Below are 15325 nucleotides of genomic sequence, written 5' to 3' on the forward strand. Positions count from 1 at the left end.
GTTGGTCCCGGCGCGCCCAGCAGATGACCATTCGCTTCAGCAAGGAGTCGGCAGAAATGACCGCAAACGAGCAGACAACCGTGGCCGTGCTCGGTCTCGGACCTATGGGCCGGGCCATTGCCACCACCCTGGTGAAGGGTGGGAATCCCACCACCGTGTGGAACCGCACGCCGGGGAAGGACGCGGAACTGGTGGGCCTGGGCGCCGTGAGCACCCCCGATACCGCGTCGGCGATCGATTCCGCCGCCGTGATCGTCGCCGTCCTCGGCGATCACGCATCCGTGCACGAGGTGCTCGACCCGGTGGCCGACCGGCTGCGCGGCAAGGCGCTGATCAACCTGACCAGCACCGCTCCGGAGGACTCCCGGGAACTCGCCCGCTGGGCGGCCGGGCACGGAATCGACTTCCTCGACGGCGGCATCATGGCGGTACCGCCGATGATCGGCGGGCCGGGGGCCTCCATCCTCTACAGCGGCTCGGAATCGGTTTTCCAGCGCTTCCGTTCGGACCTGGAGAAACTGGGTGCGGCGGATTACTTCGGCGCCGACGCCGGAACCGCGGCGCTCTACGACTTCGCCCTGCTGGCCGGTATGTACGCGATGTTCACCGGTTTCTTCCACGGGGCCGCCATGGTGCGTTCGGCCGGTATCAGCGCCACCGAGTTCGCTCCCCGGGCGACCGCCTATGTCACCGCCATGGCGGAGTTGCTCCCGGAGTACGCCGGGGTGATCGACAGCGGCGACTACTCCCGGTCGATCCAGTCCATGAAGGTGCACAAGCCCGCCTTCGACGCCATTGTCCGCGCCAGCCGTGACGCGGGGGTCGCACTGGATATCGTCGGCCCGATCAAGAACCTCATCGACCGGCAGATCGCGGACGGCGGGGTGGATCTGGGCCTGGAGCGGGCCGTGGAGGAATTGGCGGGATCGCGCAAATAGCGGTTCGGGCCCGGACGACCGCAGTGGCTTCCGCGCCGGGGCTCGACCTGTCGGTGGCGAACGGCATGATCCGGGCCATGTCGTTCACCAATCGGATCGAGGTACGGGTCTCCGATCTCGACCTGCAGGGGCACGTAACCGGAGCCGCGTATCACCAGTACGCCGACCATTCCCGGTTCGCATGCGTACAGGGCGCGGGGATTTCGGTCGAGGAGATGATCGCGGCGGGCTTCGGCCCGGTGAACCTGGAAACGGTCCTGCGCTTCCAGCGGGAGCTGCGCGGCGGCGACTTCGTCGACATCACCTGCGACTGGGTGTGGGGGGCGGGCAAGACCTACCGGGTCGAGCACGTCCTCACCCGACCGGACGGCGAGGTCGCCGCGACGGTGACGCACGTCAGCGGGCTACTGGACCTGACCACCCGCCGCCTCGTCGCCGACCCGGCCCGGCAATGGCGGTCGATGGCGAGCCGGCCCGAACTGCTGCAGCTTGTCCGATACTGATGCACGTATGAAGGTTTGCGCCATCAAGCCTGTCAATCTGCTGTGCCAGGCCGGACTACCCATCGCGTAGGTTGTCCCGTGACCGCAGCGATCATGTCGTAGTCGCCGTCGTAGTGCAGCACAGTGGTGTGGTGCCGTTCGGCGACGGCGGCAATGACGAGATCGGCGACCGACAGTGCGCGCCAATTTCCGCCCTCTATCAGCAGGCTCTGAATCTCGACGGCGCGATCCCAGGCTTCGTCGGGGGTCGGCAACCAGTCGAAACCACGCAATTCCTCGCGAATCCGCTGGGCGTCGGTCTTCGACCGGGCCGAGTGCAATATCTCCAGCTCGACCGCCCCGCAGATGGCCAGGAGACCGGCATTGTGCAAGGGGTCGACAACCGCCCGGACGGCAGGTTTCGGGTAGCGAGCGAACGCCGACTTATCGATGAGGTATCGGGTGGGCACCTTCAGGCCGCGCCTTGACCGGCCGGCGGATCGACTGGGCCGGTCAGGTCCGGGAGGCCGCCTGCACCGATCCAGTCGAGGAAGGATTGTCGCCGGCGGCGCTTGATCGCGTCCTCGAGGGCGGCATTCACGGTCGCGACCTTGGTCGTCGTTCCGAAAATCTCGGCTGCGGCGGCCAGCTTTTCGTCGTCTACGTCGATGACAGTTCGTGCCATGGGCGTATCACCTCCTGATATCGGAACACCTCAAATGATATCGCATACGCCCGAGGTTGATATCATTCGGCCGCCTACAACCAGGTGTCCAGGGTCGTGGTGGTGAGGAAGTGGTCGAGGTCGGCGCGCCAGGGGGCCGGGGTGGTCTTCTCCGGTTCGATGGCGGTGTACTGGCCCCGGTAGAACAGCAGCGGGCGGCCGTTGGTGGCGGCGGGGGTCTCCGACATGGCCAGCACGCGGCCGATGACGATGAAGTGGTCGCCGCCGTCGACCACACTGTCCACCCGGCATTCGATGGTCGCCAGGGAATTGTCCAGCCGGGGCAGGCCGAGCTCGGAGGTGTGCCAGTCGGTTCCGGCGAACTTGTCCGGTTCGCGAGAGCCGAATTTCGCGCAGACCGGTTGCTGTTCCTCGGCGAGTACGTTCACGCAGAATCGGCCGTTGGCCTCGATGGCGGCCCAGGACCGCGAACCCTTGGTCGGGCAGAACAGCACCAGGGGTGGTTCGAGGGAGAGGGCGGCGAAGGACTGGCAGGCGAAACCGATCGGGGTTTCGTCATCGGTGAGCGTGGTGATGACCGTGATGCCGGTGCAGAACTGCCCGAGGATATTGCGGAACTGCCGGGGGTCGATGGTGGCCTGCTCCGCGGCCGCTTCGCCCGCGCCGTCGGCCGGATCCGCTGGTGCCGTCACGTTCATACCGTCCTCGCCTCGTTCATGGAGCTGCCGGCGGACGGGCCGCCGGATTCAGCCGGACCCGATGCGAGTATCGCACCGGGTCCGGCCGGAGATCACTTGAAACCCACGGAGAAATCGTGGCCCCACAGGCTCACCGCGGTGGATTCCCGGGCGGTCCAGCTGTGGTCGTCGACTTCCAATCCTTCGCAGCCGAATTCGATGTCGAACCCACCGGGAGTCTTCATATAGAACGACAGCATCTTGTCGTTGATATGCCGGCCCAGGGTGGCCGACATCTTCACCTTCTTGCGCATGGCCCGGTCCAGGCACAGGCCGACATCGTCGGAGTTCTCCACCTCGACCATGAGGTGGACGATGCCGGTCGGGTTGGGCAGCGGCAGGAACGCGAGCGCGTGGTGCCGCGGATTGCACCCGTAGAACCGCAACCAGGCCGGGTCGCCGTCCTCCGGCCGGCCCACCAGCTGCGGCGGCAGGCGCATCGAATCGCGCAGCCGGAATCCGAGCACATCCTGGTAGAACGCCTGTGCCGCGGCATCGTCGTTGCAGGTCAGGACCACATGGCCCAGGCCCTGTTCGGCGGTGACGAACTTGTGACCGTACGGGCTGACGAACCGCCGGCCGAGGTACTGCGCGCCGTAGAACGCCTCGAGGGTGTTGTCGGAAGGATCCCGGAAGCGGATCATCCCTTCGACCCGGCGCTCGGCGAGTTCCTCCTTGGTGCCTTCTTCGAAGTCGACGCCGTTCTTCTCCAGCGTCTCCCGGAGGCGTTGCAGCGCGGGGCCGTCGGTGACCTCCCAGCCCGAGACCAGCAGCCGGTCCTTCTCGCCCGGCACGATCACCAAGCGGGCGGCGAAATCATCCATCCGGAGATAGAGCGCGTCGGGGTTGTTCCCGTCGCCCTCCATCATGCCGAGCACTTTCAATCCGTACTCGCGCCAGGCCGCCATATCGGTGGCCTCGATGCGCATGTACCCGAGTGCCTTGATACTCATCGTCATTTCTCCTTGACGCCGAGCAGGAAATCGGTGGCCAACCGGTTGAATTCGGCGAACTTCTCCAGCTGGGCCCAGTGCCCGCACCCGCCGAATACGTGCAATTGTGCGCGCGGGATGCTCTTGAGCGCCACCAGAGCGCCGTCGAGCGGGTTCACCCGATCCTCCCGGCCCCAGATCAGCAGCACCGGCTGGCGCAGTTTGTACGCGTCCCGCCAGAGCATGCCCTTCTCGAAATCGGCGCTCGCGAAGGATTTACCCATGGCCCGGGCGGCGGCCAGCGCCTCGGGGGTGCTCGCCGAGGCGAAACGCTCCTCGATCAGTTCCTCGGTGACCAGGGACTGGTCGAAGACCATGATCCGCAGGAACGCCTCGAGGTTCTCCCGGGTGGGTTCGTAATTGAACTTGCCCAGCAGCTTGACGCCCTCGGTGGGATCGGGGGCGAAGAGGTTGGTGCTCAGCCCGCCCGGGCCCATCAGGATCAGTTTTCCGGCGCGATCGGGATAGTCGAGCGCGAAACGCACCGTCGCGCCGCCACCGAGCGAATTGCCCAGCAGGTGGACCCGGTCGGTGATCTCCAGGGTGTCGAGCAGATCCTTCAGCGCCGAGGAGCTGTGTACGAAGTACTGCGGATGCTCGGTCGGCTTGTCGGACTGCCCGTACCCGGGCTGATCGACCGCGATCACGTGGAAGTCGCGGGCCAGCACCGCGATGTTGCGAGAGAAGTTCGACCACGAGGACGCGCCCGGTCCACCGCCGTGCAGCAGCACGATGGTGGGACCGTTGCCGACGCCGGCCTCGTGGTAGTGCAGTTTCAGATCCGGACGAACCTGGGCGAATCGCGAGGTGGATTCGTAGGTGAGTTCGGCGGTCGAGGTCATCACACCATCCCGTCGGAAACCGGCAGCCCGAATTCGTGCGTACCGTACATGACGTAGGCGCGCTCGGGATCGTTGGAGGCGTGCACGCGCCCGGCGTGCGCGTCGCGCCAGAACCGCTGCAGCGGGGTGCCGTTCACCAGCGCGGTGGCGCCGGAGCTCTCGAAGAGTTTGTCGATCGAGGCGATGGCCCGGCCGGTCGCGCGGACCTGGTCGCGCCGGGCGCGTACGCGCAGGTCGAACGGGATCTCCTTACCTTCGAGCAGCAGCGCGTATTCGTCGGCCACATTGCCCGACAGCTGACGCCAGGCGGCGTCGATATCGCTGGAGGCCTCGGCGATCCGGACCTTCGTGAAGGGATCTTCCTTGGCCTTCTCGCCGGCGTAGGCGGCGCGCAGTCGCTTGCCCTGGTGCTCTACGTGGGCCTCGTAGGCGCCGTAGGCCATACCGACGATCGGCGCGGAGATGGTGGTGGGGTGGATGGTGCCCCACGGCATCTTGTACACGGGGTCGGTATTGCGCTCCAGGCCCGGCGATTTCAGGTCGTTCATGGTCTTGTAGCTGAGGAACCGGTGCGTGGGTACGAAAACGTCCTTCACCACGAGCGTGTTCGAACCGGTGCCGCGCAGGCCGACCACGTTCCAGACGTCGTCGATCTCGTATTCGGAGCGGGGGATCAGGAAGCTGCCGAAATCGACCGGCTTGCCGTTCTTGATCACCGGTCCGCCGACGAAGGTCCAGTCGGCGTGCCCGGAGCCCGAGGACCAGGCCCACGAGCCGCTGACCCGGTAGCCGCCGTCGACCACGGTGCCGGCCCCCATCGGCGCGTAGGAGGAGGAGATCCGCACATCGGTGTTCTCGCCCCACACCTCTTCCTGCGCCTCCTGGCCGAACAGCGCCAGATGCCAGTTGTGTACGCCGATGATCCCGGCGACCCAGCCGGTGGAGCCGCAGGCGCTGGCGATCTTGCGGACGGTGTCGTAGAAGACAACCGGGTCCGCGGCGTGCCCGCCCCACTGCTTCGGCTGCAGCAACCGGAAGAAACCGGCTTCCTGCAGGTCCTTGATCGATTCCTCGGGGATCTGCCGAAGGTCTTCGGCCTCCTGTGCGCGGGCGCGCAGCGTGGGCAATAGCGCTTCGACCCGTTCGGTCACTTCTCGCGTCATCTCCGGCCCCTGCTCCTGCCTGGTCGTGTGCTAACCGGTAGTCATCTGCTCGGCGCAGAATTTACCTCTGAGACTAGAACAGGTTCTCGTTCATGTCGAGAACCGGTGTCGGTGGGCCGCATATATGCGACATGTGCTGGATGTGGCGTGAATAGCTGGCGTTCGGGGCGTCAGTTTTGTAACGTGTTCTAGTACAGCAGGAGGAGGAATTGCGATGGCAGCAACCACGCCGGGCGGCGGTGCGAAGGTCCGGGAGCTCGACGTCGGCTCGGTTCCCACCCGGTACGCGCGCGGATGGCATTGCCTGGGGTTGGCGCAGAATTTCCGGGACGGCAAACCGCATTCGGTGCAAGCGTTCGGAACCAAACTGGTGATCTGGGCCGACAGCGCCGACGAATTGCACGTACTCGACGCCTACTGCAGGCATATGGGCGGCGATCTCAGTATGGGTGAGATCAAGGGCGACGACGTCGCCTGCCCGTTCCACGATTGGCGCTGGGGCGCGACCGGTAAATGCACGTCCATCCCCTACGCGCGGCGGGTCCCGCCACTGGCGCGTACACGGCGCTGGACCACTCTCGAGCGCAACGGCCAGCTCTTCGTCTGGCACGACCACGAGCGCAACGAACCGCCGCCCGAGGTCACCATCCCCTATATCAAAGGTCCCTACACCGATGCCGACGGCAATCCGGTGGAGGACCTCGACAGTGGCTGGACCCAGTGGACCTGGAACTCGTTGCTGATCGAGGGCGCGAACTGCCGTGAGATCATCGACAACGTCGTGGATATGGCCCACTTCTTCTATATCCACTACGCCTTCCCCACCTTCTTCAAGAACGTTTTCGAGGGACATGTCGCCACTCAGTTCCTGGAGACCAAGGGTCGGCCCGATGTCGGGATGGGCGCCAAATACGCGGGCGATCAGCTCCTGAAATCGGAGGCCTCGTACTTCGGGCCCTCCTACATGATCAATCCCCTGGTCAACAGCTACGGCGGTTACGAGATCACGGTCAACCTGATCAACTGCCACTATCCGGTGTCGCAGGATTCGTTCATGCTGCAGTGGGGTCTTACCGTCGAGAAGCCGAAGGGCCTCGACGACGAGACCGCGCAGAACCTCGCGAAGACCATGGCCGATTTCTTCGGTGACGGCTTCCTGCAGGACGTGGAGATCTGGAAGCACAAGTCCAAGGTCGAGAACCCGCTGCTCTGCGAGGAGGACGGCCCGGTCTACCAGTTGCGGCGCTGGTACGACCAGTTCTACGTCGATGTCGCCGACGTGACCGAGAAGATGACCCAGCGGTTCGAATTCGAGGTCGACACCGCCAAGGCGAACGAGGCATGGGAAGCCGAGGTCGAAGAGAACCTGCGGCGTAAACGCGAACAAGAGGCGGCCGCGGCGGACGCCGACCAAGCGGAGGCAGGAGTCTGATATGACCCGCTGGGCAAAAGCACCCGATTTCGCCGACCAGCCCGCCCGGCAGGCCGCGGTGCGGGCCCAGACGGTCGTGGATCAGCAGCGATACCTGGAGGACGGCCTGACACCGCTGCGGTGTCAGGCCTGCGACGCCGAGGTACGGGTCCGTAAGAGCAGTTCCCGGCAGACCTCGGTGCAGTGGGCCGAGAACCCGGCCACCCGCTGCCCGGTTTTCGCCGAACTCAGCGCCGAGGGGTACGGGCCCGGTCGGCCGGATACCTGTGAGCGTTTGCAGAAGACCATCAAATGGGCCGTAGACGAAGGTTTGCTCGAGGTTCCGGAGTAGCCGTGCGGAGTCCCTGGATCTCCGGAGACTTCAGGTATCACCCGGCCGTGCGTATTCTCCCGAGAATGCCATGGAATGCGTCCTCCGAGCACAGCGTCGGCCGTACCGGCCGTGGTTCGTTGCGTGGGACGCTCACACTCGACGGGAACTGGGATTCCAGGGAGACGAACGAGGCGATAGCCGACGAGTTCGATACTTCCGGCGCCGGTCACTCGTGACACCCGGGCGCCGGACGTCCCGAATGCCGATACCGCAGGTTCGGTGAGTCGTGGATCGGGCCGAGGTATAGGCGCAGGAGAAAGCAGATCGTACGCAACAACCACTCCAGAAGACTGGAGTGGCCGCCGCTTCTCCGGTGTGGCGCACCTGCCCGTGCGGTCAGCGCCGGGAGCCGCGCTCGCGATACATGCGCCGCTGTTCCTTGGCGATACCCCGCCACACCTTCTCGCGCTCGGCCTGGAGCCGTTTGTCCGACCGCGCTTCCATCCAGGCGTTCTCCTTGCCCAGCTTGCGATAGCTGCGCACCCGCCGTTCGGGTATCTCGCCGGATTCGACGGCTACACGGACGGCGCAACCCGGTTCGGCGTCGTGGGCGCAGTCGGCGAACCGGCAGTCGGCGGCCAATTCCTCGATATCGCTGAAGGTCCGGCTGATGCCCTCGGCCGCGTCCCACAGTCCGATACCCCGCAGTCCGGGGGTGTCGATGAGGGTGCCGCCGGTGGGTAGCGGACGCAGTTCGCGGTGCACCGTGGTGTGCCGGCCCTTCTTGTCGGCCGCGCGCACCGTATCGGTGGCGAAGACCTCGGCGCCGAGCAGTGCGTTGGCAAGTGTGGACTTACCCGCGCCGGACGGTCCCAGCAGAACCACCGTGCCGCTCAGTACCGCGACCAGTACATCGAGGCCGAGTTCGGCAGTCGCGCTGACCGCCAGCACCGGGGCACCGGGCGCAACGGCACGGACCTCGTCGAGCGGTAGATCCTCGGTGGTATCCGCCTTGGTGAGTACGACCACGGGCTGCGCGCCGCTCTCCCAGACCAGGGCGAGCATCCGTTCGATGCGCCCCAGATCCACATCGCCGTCGGCGGGCGCGCAGATCAGCACCGTATCGACATTGGCGGCCAGTACCTGACTCTCCGACCGTCCGGACGCGGCGGAACGGGTGATGGCGGTACGGCGGGGCAGCAGGGCCCGGATATGTGAACGGGCGTCCAGGCTCACCCAGTCGCCGGTGCACAGACCGCTCACCGCGGAGTCCGCGCGCGGACAGGTGGCCCGGGCGGGCCCGGTGGGGGTCACCACATCGCATTCGCCACGATCCATCCGGACGATGCGGGCGGGGACGCAATCGGCGTCGAGGAGCGGGAGGTACTGCTCGGCTACGTTTTCTGTCCAGCCGAAAGGGACGAGTGGGTCGAAGTCGACCATGAGGGAGGAAATCCTTCGCCGGGCGCCGAGCCCGACCGGGCTCAGCGAGTGGAGTTCGAGAGGGAGAACGACGGGGCGGTACGAACCGGTGCGGTTCGCCGCGCCACGGCAATCCGGGCGACCGTCACGTTCTCCACCTCCTTCACGACTCGCTGCTGCCGGTTACTTTTACATGGCGCCCGCGTCCGCGCAATCCTTTTTCCACACCGCGCGCCCCAGTGCGGCGCCGCTGCCCACGGATGCTCACGAAGCCGCTGTGGTCATCTCGCTCAGGCGATCGCGTTCGCCGAGCCCGGGTTCGAGCAGATCGAAGACCCGCCCGGCTTCGTCGGTCACTCTCGCCGCGATGTGCTCGGGCGAGTGCTCGAGCATCGTCAGCTCCTGCGCCCGCTGGAACAGCGGGCGATGCGCGGCGCCCGGCTGGACGGCAGCGGCCCGCCGGTCTCCTCTCGCCGGCGGCCACCGGGCCGCCGTGCTCTCAGCTGTTGACCAGCGGACGCCGCGGTACGCCGAAGAGTTCGGCGTCGCCGTGGGCGCGCTTGAAGTACAGGTGCGCGTCGTGCTCCCAGGTGATGGCGATACCGCCGTGCAGCTGGATGGTTTCCGCGGCGATCGTGGAGAACGATTCGGAGCACTGCCGGCGGGCGGCCCAGACGTCCTCGGCGGCGGACGGCGCGTCCTCGGCCACCGCGAAGCCGGCGGCCAGGGCGGCCGATTTCGCCGACTCGGCGAGTACGTACATATCGGCCATCCGGTGCTTGAGGGCCTGGAAACTGCCGATGGCCCGGCCGAACTGCACCCGGGATTTGGTGTATTCGACCGTGGCCTCCAGGCAGTATTCGGCCGCGCCCACCTGTTCGGCGGCGACCGCGGCCCACGCGACGCGGTGCAGACGTTCGATGATCGGGGCGGGGTCCGCGTCACCCAGCCGGCGCGCGGGCGTCGCGGTGAACGAGATCTCCGACAGGGCGCGGGAGGGGTCCATGGCGGCGACCCGGCGCCGCTCGACACCGTCGGCGGTCGGGTCGACCTCGAAGAGTCCGGTTTCGGTGACCACGATCAGAGTGTCGGCTACGGTGCCGTCGAGCACGTAGTGGGCCGTACCGTCGAGGGTTTCCCCCTCGGCCCGCACCCCGAAGTCGTCCCAGCCACGGGCCGAGGCCCAGCAGACGGCGAGGGTGCGCCGCCCCTCGGCGACCTCGGGCAGCAGCCGCGCGCAGGCCTCTTCGTCACCGGAGAGCAGTACCGCCTGCACGCCCAGTACCGCCGAGCCCAACATCGGCACATCGGCGAGCGTCCGGCCGAGTTCGCCGACCACCAGCAGGGATTCGACCAGGCCCGCGCCGAACCCGCCGAACTCCTCGGGTACGGCCAGCGCGGCCACGCCGACCTGTTCGCACAGCTGCGCCCACAACTGTGGGTCGTAGCCCAGGTCGGTGTCCATGGCCTTACGAACGCCGGCTCGCGCGTCACGTTTGGCCAGCAGTCCCCGGACCGCCGCCACCAGCTCCTGCTGTTCCTCGCTGATCATCTCTTCTCCCGTGGTTTCGGACGGACACCGGCAGCGCAACCCCAGCGTTCTCGCCGCTGCCTGCCGGTTCTCCGGTCAGGTGAGCGCGCCGGCCGGATCCGCGGCGGGCCCGGTGCGCAGCGCCTCGGCGATCCGCCCGCGGTGCAGATCCGGGGTGCCCCAGGCGGTGCGCAGGGCGGTGACCCGGGTCAGCCACAGCGACAGGTCGTATTCGGCGGTGTAGCCGATGGCGCCGTGCACCTGCAGTGCGGCGCGGGCCGCCCGGTAGGCGGCGTCGGCGCAGGCGACGGCCGCGGCGGAGGTGTCACGGGCCCGGTTGGTCGTCGCGGTGGTCAGCGCGGCCCGATACAGCAGCGGTTCGGCGAGGTCGAGCCCGATGAGGACATCGGCCAGTTTCTGCTTGACCGCCTGGAATTCACCGATCGGGCGCCCGAACTGTTTGCGCTGTTTGACGTAATCGGTCGACGCGTCGAGCAGCGCCTTGCCCGCGCCGAGCAGCTGGGCCGCGTTGGCCAGGGTCCCGGCGTCGAAAGCCGCCGCGACGGCCTCGGCGGCCCGCGGGCCCTCGGCGAGGAGTTCATCGGACTCGACCGTGAACAGCCGGCGTGCGGGATCCACCGAGCGCACCGATTCACCGACCCGTCCCGTGCCGATCCGGTCGCCGTCGGCCACCAATACGAGATCGACCCGGTCGGCGTCCACGGCGATCGCCCGGCCGCCCGTACCGGTGAAGGCGACGGTGGCCGACACCGTGCCCTCGGAGATCCCGGGCAACCAGCGCCGGGCCGGCTCGGGGTCCGTGCCGGCGAGCGTCTGGAGCAGCGCGGGGACGGCGGCCGCCGACTCCACCAGCGGCCCGGGGGCCGCGGCCCGGCCGATCTCGACGAAGGCCACCACCTGGTCCAGCGGTTCGGCGTCGAGACCGCCGAACTCCTCGGTGATGGTCAGGCCGAACGCTCCCGCGGCGGCCAGCTGTTCGATCAGTGCCCGGCCGGGCGCCGGATCGCCGGCGCTCCACGCCCGCACCGCGGCGGTCGTGGAACCGGACTCGAACAGTTTGCGGATACTGGCCCCGAAGTCCTGATGCTCCGGGCTGAGCGCGAATTTCATCGGTTGCTTCCCCTCGGTAGGCCGAGGAGCCGCTCGGCGATGATGTTGCGTTGGATCTCGTTGGTGCCGGCGTAGATCGGGCCCGACAGCGAGAACAGATACCCGTCGGTCCAGCGGCTCGCCTGCTCGGCTTCGGGTCCGAGCAGATCCAGTGCGGTTTCGTGCATGGCGATATCGAGTTCGGACCAGAACACCTTGGTGATCGACGATTCGGCGCCGAGCTTGCCGCCCTGGTCGAGCCGCGTGACCGTCCCGAAGGTGTGCAGCCGGTAGGCCTCGCTGCCGAGCCAGGCATCCACCACCGCGTCGCGGGCCGCGGTGCCGGTATCGCCGCGTTCGGTCCACAGGTCGATCAGCCGCTGCGCGGTCGCGCTGAACCGGCCGGGGCTGCGCAGCGAGAGACCGCGCTCGTTGCTGGAGGTGCTCATGGCGACCCGCCAGCCCTCGTTGGGGGCGCCGATCACATCGCTGTCGGGAACGAAGACATCGTCGAGGAAGATCTCCGCGAAGCCGGGCTCTCCGTCGAGCTGGGGGATCGGGCGGACGGTGACGCCGTCGGCGTCGAGCGGGAACATCAGGTAGGTGAGGCCGCGGTGCCGTTCGGCGGCGGGGTCGCTGCGGAACAGGCCGAAGGCCCGGTCGGCGAACGCCGCCCGGGAACTCCAGGTCTTCTGACCGCTGAGTACCCAGCCGCCCTCGGCGCGCCGGGCGGTGGAGCGGATACCGGCCAGATCGCTACCGGCCTCCGGCTCCGACCAGGCCTGGGCCCAGATATCGTCGCCGCGGGCCATCCGCGGCATGATCCGCTCCAACTGCTCGGGGGTGCCGTGCTCGAACAGAGTGGGGGCCAGCAGGAAGATACCGTTCTGACTCACCCGGCCCGGGGCGCCCGCCGCGTAGTACTCCTGCTCGAAAAGCACCCATTCGAGCAGCGACGCGTCCCGCCCACCGAACTCGCGCGGCCACGACACCACCGACAACCGTGCCTCGGCCAGCGTGCGTTCCCAGGCGCGATGGGCTTCGAAACCGGCCTCGGTGTCCATGGACGGCAGCGGTTCCGCGGGCACGTTCGCGGCCAGGAATTCGCGGACCTCCCGCTGGAATTCCCGGGTGCCTTCGTCGAGATCGAGATCCATTCAGTCTTTCCCGTCCGTATTCTTCGCGTCGGCCGAAGTCGCCTGCGCTTTCATCGTTCTGGCGTTCATACCGCCCAGGGAATCCGCTCCGACCTCGGCGTTGTGCGCGTGTGCGAAATGGTGGAGTCCGAACACCGAATCCATTCCGGCCCGCATCCCCATGAGATCCTCGGACTGGTTGACCGCTTTCTTCGTCAACGCGAGCCCGAACTGCGGCATGGCGGAGATCTTCTCGGCCAGCGCCATGGTCTCCGATTCCAGGTCGGCGCGCGGCACGACCCGGTTGACCATGCCCCACTCCTTGGCCTGCGCGGCATCGAACCGGTCACCGGTGTACAGGAATTCCTTGGCGGCCCGGGGACCCATCACCCACGGATGGGCGAAGTATTCGACACCCGGAATCCCCATGCGCACCACGGGGTCGGAGAAGAAGGCGTCGTCGGCGGCGACGATCAGATCGCAGACCCAGGCCAGCATGAGGCCGCCCGCGATACAGGCACCCTGCACCATGGCGATGGTCGGCTTGGGGATCTCCCGCCAGCGGCGGCACATCCCCAGATACACCTCCATCTCGCGGGCGAAGCGCTGGTCACCGCCGGGGCGGTCGATATGGTCCCACCACAGCGCGGCCTTGTTCGGGTACTTCACATGATGGTCGCGGCCGGGGGTGCCCAGGTCGTGGCCCGCGCTGAAGTGCTTCCCGTTGCCGGCCAGCACGATGACCTTGACCTCGGGGTCCTCGACCGCCCGCTCGAACGCGGCGTCGATCGCGTAGGTCATCACCGAGTTCTGGGCGTTGCGGTAGCCGGGCCGGTTCAAGGTGACCACCGCGATCGCGCCGCGGCGTTCGTAGGTCACCACATCGGGTTCGTAGGGAATGCTCCCGTCGCCGTTCGCGGGGTGCGCGGCAGGGCTGTCCGACATTACGAATTCTCCTCACGTAGCTGGCGTTTGAGCACCTTGCCGCTGGCGTTGTAGGGCAATTCGTCGCGGAATTCGACGAAGCGCGGCACCTTGAAATTGGCCAGCACCTTGGTGGCATAGGAGAACACCTGGTCCTCGCTGAGCGCGGCACCCGGTTTCCGGACGATATAGGCCTTACCCACCTCACCCATCCGGGTATCGGGCACGCCGATCACCGCGACGACGGCGACACCGTCCAATCCGGCCAGGGACTGTTCGACCTCGGCCGGATATACATTGAATCCGCCGCTGACGTACATGTCCTTGAGCCGGTCGGTGATCTTCAGATAGCCGCGGTCGTCGATCACGCCGATATCGCCGGTGTGCAACCAGCCGTCCGCGTCGATCGTTCTGGCGGTGCTCTCCGGATCATCCAGATAACCGAGCATGACGTTGGGTCCGCGCAGCAGGACCTCACCCGCCTCACTGAGTTTCAGTTCGAATCCGGCCATGGGGCGGCCGCTGGTGGCGGAGATGGTCTCGGCGTCGTCGTCGACCCGGCACATGGTGCCGAACCCGGTGGATTCCGAGAGCCCGTACGCGGTGAGCACCACATCGAAATCCAGTTCCCGGCGCATCCGCTCCACCAGCACCACCGGTACCGGCGCCGCGCCCGTGACGGCCACGCGCAGGCTCGCCAGCCGGTACCCGCCGCGGTCCGGGAAATCCAGGATGGACTGGTAGATGGTGGGCGGGCCGGGCAGGACGGTGATCTGCTCCTGATCGATGAGCCGCATGGTGGTCGGTACGTCGAAAACGATCTGCGGGACCATGGTCGCCCCGGTGAGCAGGCAGGCGATGATTCCGGCCTTGTAGCCGAAGCTGTGGAAGAACGGGTTGACGATCAGATAGTTGTCGTCGCTGTTCAGCGTCGAACATTCGGTCCAGCCGCGGACCGCGGACAGGGTCTGCCGGTGTGCGATGAGGACGCCCTTGCTGCGGCCGGTGGTGCCGGAGGTGAACAGGATGTCGGACAGGTCGTCGGGGCTGATCGATTCCGCCCGCTCACGCGCCTGCTCGCGGGTGACTCCGGCGCCGGCCGCGGCCAGCTCGGACCAGTTCAGCGCGTCCTGCACGGGCTCCTCGGTGCCTTCGACCGGGAGCACGATCACAGTGCCGATCCGCAGGTCCGGCGCGGCCGCGCGCAACTCGGCCAGCCGGTCGCGTTTGAGGAAGGTGCCCGCGATGAACAGGCCCTTCGCGTCGACCCGTCGCAGCACATCGGCCACCTCGTCGGCGACGTAGCGGGTGTTCAGCGGGACCAGTGTCGCGCCGGCGTAGTGGGCGCCGAGGGCGGCGATCACCCAGTGATGGGTATTGGGCGACCAGATGCCCACGCGGTCACCGGTTCGGATGCCGCGGGCGAGCAGGGCGCGGGCCACGTCCTGGACCTGTTCGAGCAGTTGGATCCAGTCGAGCCGGACCGGTCCGTCGGCCAGCGCGGGCGCGGCGCCGTAGTTCTGGGCGGCGGCGTGCAGGGCCAGCGGAGTGGTCCGGTCCGTCGGGATGTGCGCAGGGGGTGTCACGGGTGTCCTCGATGTCGTGCGGCCGTGGGCGG

General features: G+C 67.3%; 18 protein-coding genes. 5 read left to right on the forward strand and 13 right to left on the reverse strand.

Annotated features, from left to right (window positions below):
* Positions 1 to 56: 56 nt before the first annotated feature.
* Both IG75_RS0117780 and IG75_RS0117785 read left to right on the forward strand, forming a co-directional pair.
* Positions 57 to 938, forward strand: a complete 882-nt coding sequence (locus IG75_RS0117780) for an NAD(P)-dependent oxidoreductase (RefSeq protein WP_030522956.1) — start codon at positions 57 to 59, stop codon at positions 936 to 938.
* 23 nt (positions 939 to 961) lie between these two features.
* Positions 962 to 1441 (forward strand): acyl-CoA thioesterase, encoded by a 480-nt coding sequence (locus IG75_RS0117785; protein WP_245713427.1) that lies wholly within the window; start codon positions 962 to 964, stop codon positions 1439 to 1441.
* A 32-nt stretch (positions 1442 to 1473) separates the two neighbouring features.
* Here the strand turns inward: IG75_RS0117785 and IG75_RS0117790 are convergent, their stop codons facing one another.
* The 6 genes from IG75_RS0117790 to hsaA form a co-directional block, all read right to left on the reverse strand.
* A complete protein-coding gene (locus IG75_RS0117790) occupies positions 1474 to 1890 on the reverse strand; it encodes a PIN domain nuclease (protein ID WP_030522954.1) in 417 nt (138 codons plus the stop codon).
* Positions 1891 to 1892: 2 nt separating this feature from the next.
* The gene (locus tag IG75_RS0117795; RefSeq protein WP_030522953.1) at positions 1893 to 2105 is read right to left on the reverse strand and encodes a type II toxin-antitoxin system VapB family antitoxin; all 213 of its coding nucleotides are present in this window, start codon (positions 2103 to 2105) and stop codon (positions 1893 to 1895) included.
* 74 nt (positions 2106 to 2179) lie between these two features.
* Complete coding sequence (gene hsaB / locus IG75_RS0117800) at positions 2180 to 2803, reverse strand: 3-hydroxy-9,10-secoandrosta-1,3,5(10)-triene-9,17-dione monooxygenase reductase subunit (protein WP_051714701.1); 624 nt, start codon at positions 2801 to 2803, stop codon at positions 2180 to 2182.
* 92 nt (positions 2804 to 2895) lie between these two features.
* The gene (gene hsaC / locus IG75_RS0117805; protein ID WP_030522951.1) at positions 2896 to 3795 is read right to left on the reverse strand and encodes an iron-dependent extradiol dioxygenase HsaC; all 900 of its coding nucleotides are present in this window, start codon (positions 3793 to 3795) and stop codon (positions 2896 to 2898) included.
* A 2-nt stretch (positions 3796 to 3797) separates the two neighbouring features.
* Entirely contained in the window at positions 3798 to 4676 is an 879-nt protein-coding gene (hsaD, locus tag IG75_RS0117810; protein ID WP_030522950.1) for a 4,5:9,10-diseco-3-hydroxy-5,9,17-trioxoandrosta-1(10),2-diene-4-oate hydrolase, read from the reverse strand.
* On the reverse strand, positions 4676 to 5839 hold the full coding sequence (gene hsaA, locus IG75_RS0117815; protein ID WP_030522949.1) for a 3-hydroxy-9,10-secoandrosta-1,3,5(10)-triene-9,17-dione monooxygenase oxygenase subunit: 1164 nt from the start codon (positions 5837 to 5839) through the stop codon (positions 4676 to 4678). The genes hsaD and hsaA overlap by 1 nt, the downstream gene beginning before the upstream one ends.
* Positions 5840 to 6053: 214 nt before the next feature.
* Between hsaA and IG75_RS0117820 the strand changes: the two genes are divergently transcribed.
* The 3 genes from IG75_RS0117820 (at position 6054) to IG75_RS39165 (ending at position 7820) form a co-directional block, all read left to right on the forward strand.
* On the forward strand, positions 6054 to 7271 hold the full coding sequence (locus IG75_RS0117820; RefSeq protein ID WP_030522948.1) for a 3-ketosteroid-9-alpha-monooxygenase, oxygenase component: 1218 nt from the start codon (positions 6054 to 6056) through the stop codon (positions 7269 to 7271).
* A 1-nt stretch (position 7272) separates the two neighbouring features.
* Complete coding sequence (locus tag IG75_RS0117825) at positions 7273 to 7602, forward strand: hypothetical protein (RefSeq protein ID WP_030522947.1); 330 nt, start codon at positions 7273 to 7275, stop codon at positions 7600 to 7602.
* A 65-nt stretch (positions 7603 to 7667) separates the two neighbouring features.
* Complete coding sequence (locus IG75_RS39165) at positions 7668 to 7820, forward strand: hypothetical protein (RefSeq protein WP_156059020.1); 153 nt, start codon at positions 7668 to 7670, stop codon at positions 7818 to 7820.
* Positions 7821 to 7980: 160 nt separating this feature from the next.
* On the opposite strand, the gene rsgA is transcribed toward IG75_RS39165, so the two are convergent.
* The 7 genes from rsgA to IG75_RS0117860 all read right to left on the reverse strand — a co-directional run bounded on the left by rsgA (position 7981) and on the right by IG75_RS0117860 (position 15293).
* Complete coding sequence (gene rsgA / locus IG75_RS0117830; protein ID WP_030522946.1) at positions 7981 to 9027, reverse strand: ribosome small subunit-dependent GTPase A; 1047 nt, start codon at positions 9025 to 9027, stop codon at positions 7981 to 7983.
* 243 nt (positions 9028 to 9270) lie between these two features.
* Positions 9271 to 9399, reverse strand: a complete 129-nt coding sequence (locus IG75_RS40615) for a hypothetical protein (protein ID WP_281181662.1) — start codon at positions 9397 to 9399, stop codon at positions 9271 to 9273.
* Positions 9400 to 9505: 106 nt separating this feature from the next.
* Positions 9506 to 10558, reverse strand: a complete 1053-nt coding sequence (locus IG75_RS0117840) for an acyl-CoA dehydrogenase family protein (protein ID WP_030522945.1) — start codon at positions 10556 to 10558, stop codon at positions 9506 to 9508.
* A 75-nt stretch (positions 10559 to 10633) separates the two neighbouring features.
* Positions 10634 to 11668, reverse strand: a complete 1035-nt coding sequence (locus tag IG75_RS0117845) for an acyl-CoA dehydrogenase family protein (RefSeq protein WP_030522944.1) — start codon at positions 11666 to 11668, stop codon at positions 10634 to 10636.
* Positions 11665 to 12804 (reverse strand): acyl-CoA dehydrogenase family protein, encoded by a 1140-nt coding sequence (locus tag IG75_RS0117850; RefSeq protein WP_030522943.1) that lies wholly within the window; start codon positions 12802 to 12804, stop codon positions 11665 to 11667. Before IG75_RS0117850 ends, IG75_RS0117845 begins: the two co-directional genes overlap by 4 nt.
* A complete protein-coding gene (locus IG75_RS0117855; RefSeq protein WP_051714702.1) occupies positions 12805 to 13728 on the reverse strand; it encodes an enoyl-CoA hydratase in 924 nt (307 codons plus the stop codon).
* Positions 13728 to 15293: a FadD3 family acyl-CoA ligase gene (locus tag IG75_RS0117860; protein WP_030522941.1), complete on the reverse strand. Its 1566-nt coding sequence runs from the start codon at positions 15291 to 15293 to the stop codon at positions 13728 to 13730. The genes IG75_RS0117855 and IG75_RS0117860 overlap by 1 nt, the downstream gene beginning before the upstream one ends.
* Positions 15294 to 15325: the final 32 nt, after the last annotated feature.

It is taken from the genome of Nocardia rhamnosiphila NBRC 108938 (genome assembly GCF_000720425.1).
GTDB classification, from domain to species: domain Bacteria; phylum Actinomycetota; class Actinomycetes; order Mycobacteriales; family Mycobacteriaceae; genus Nocardia; species Nocardia rhamnosiphila.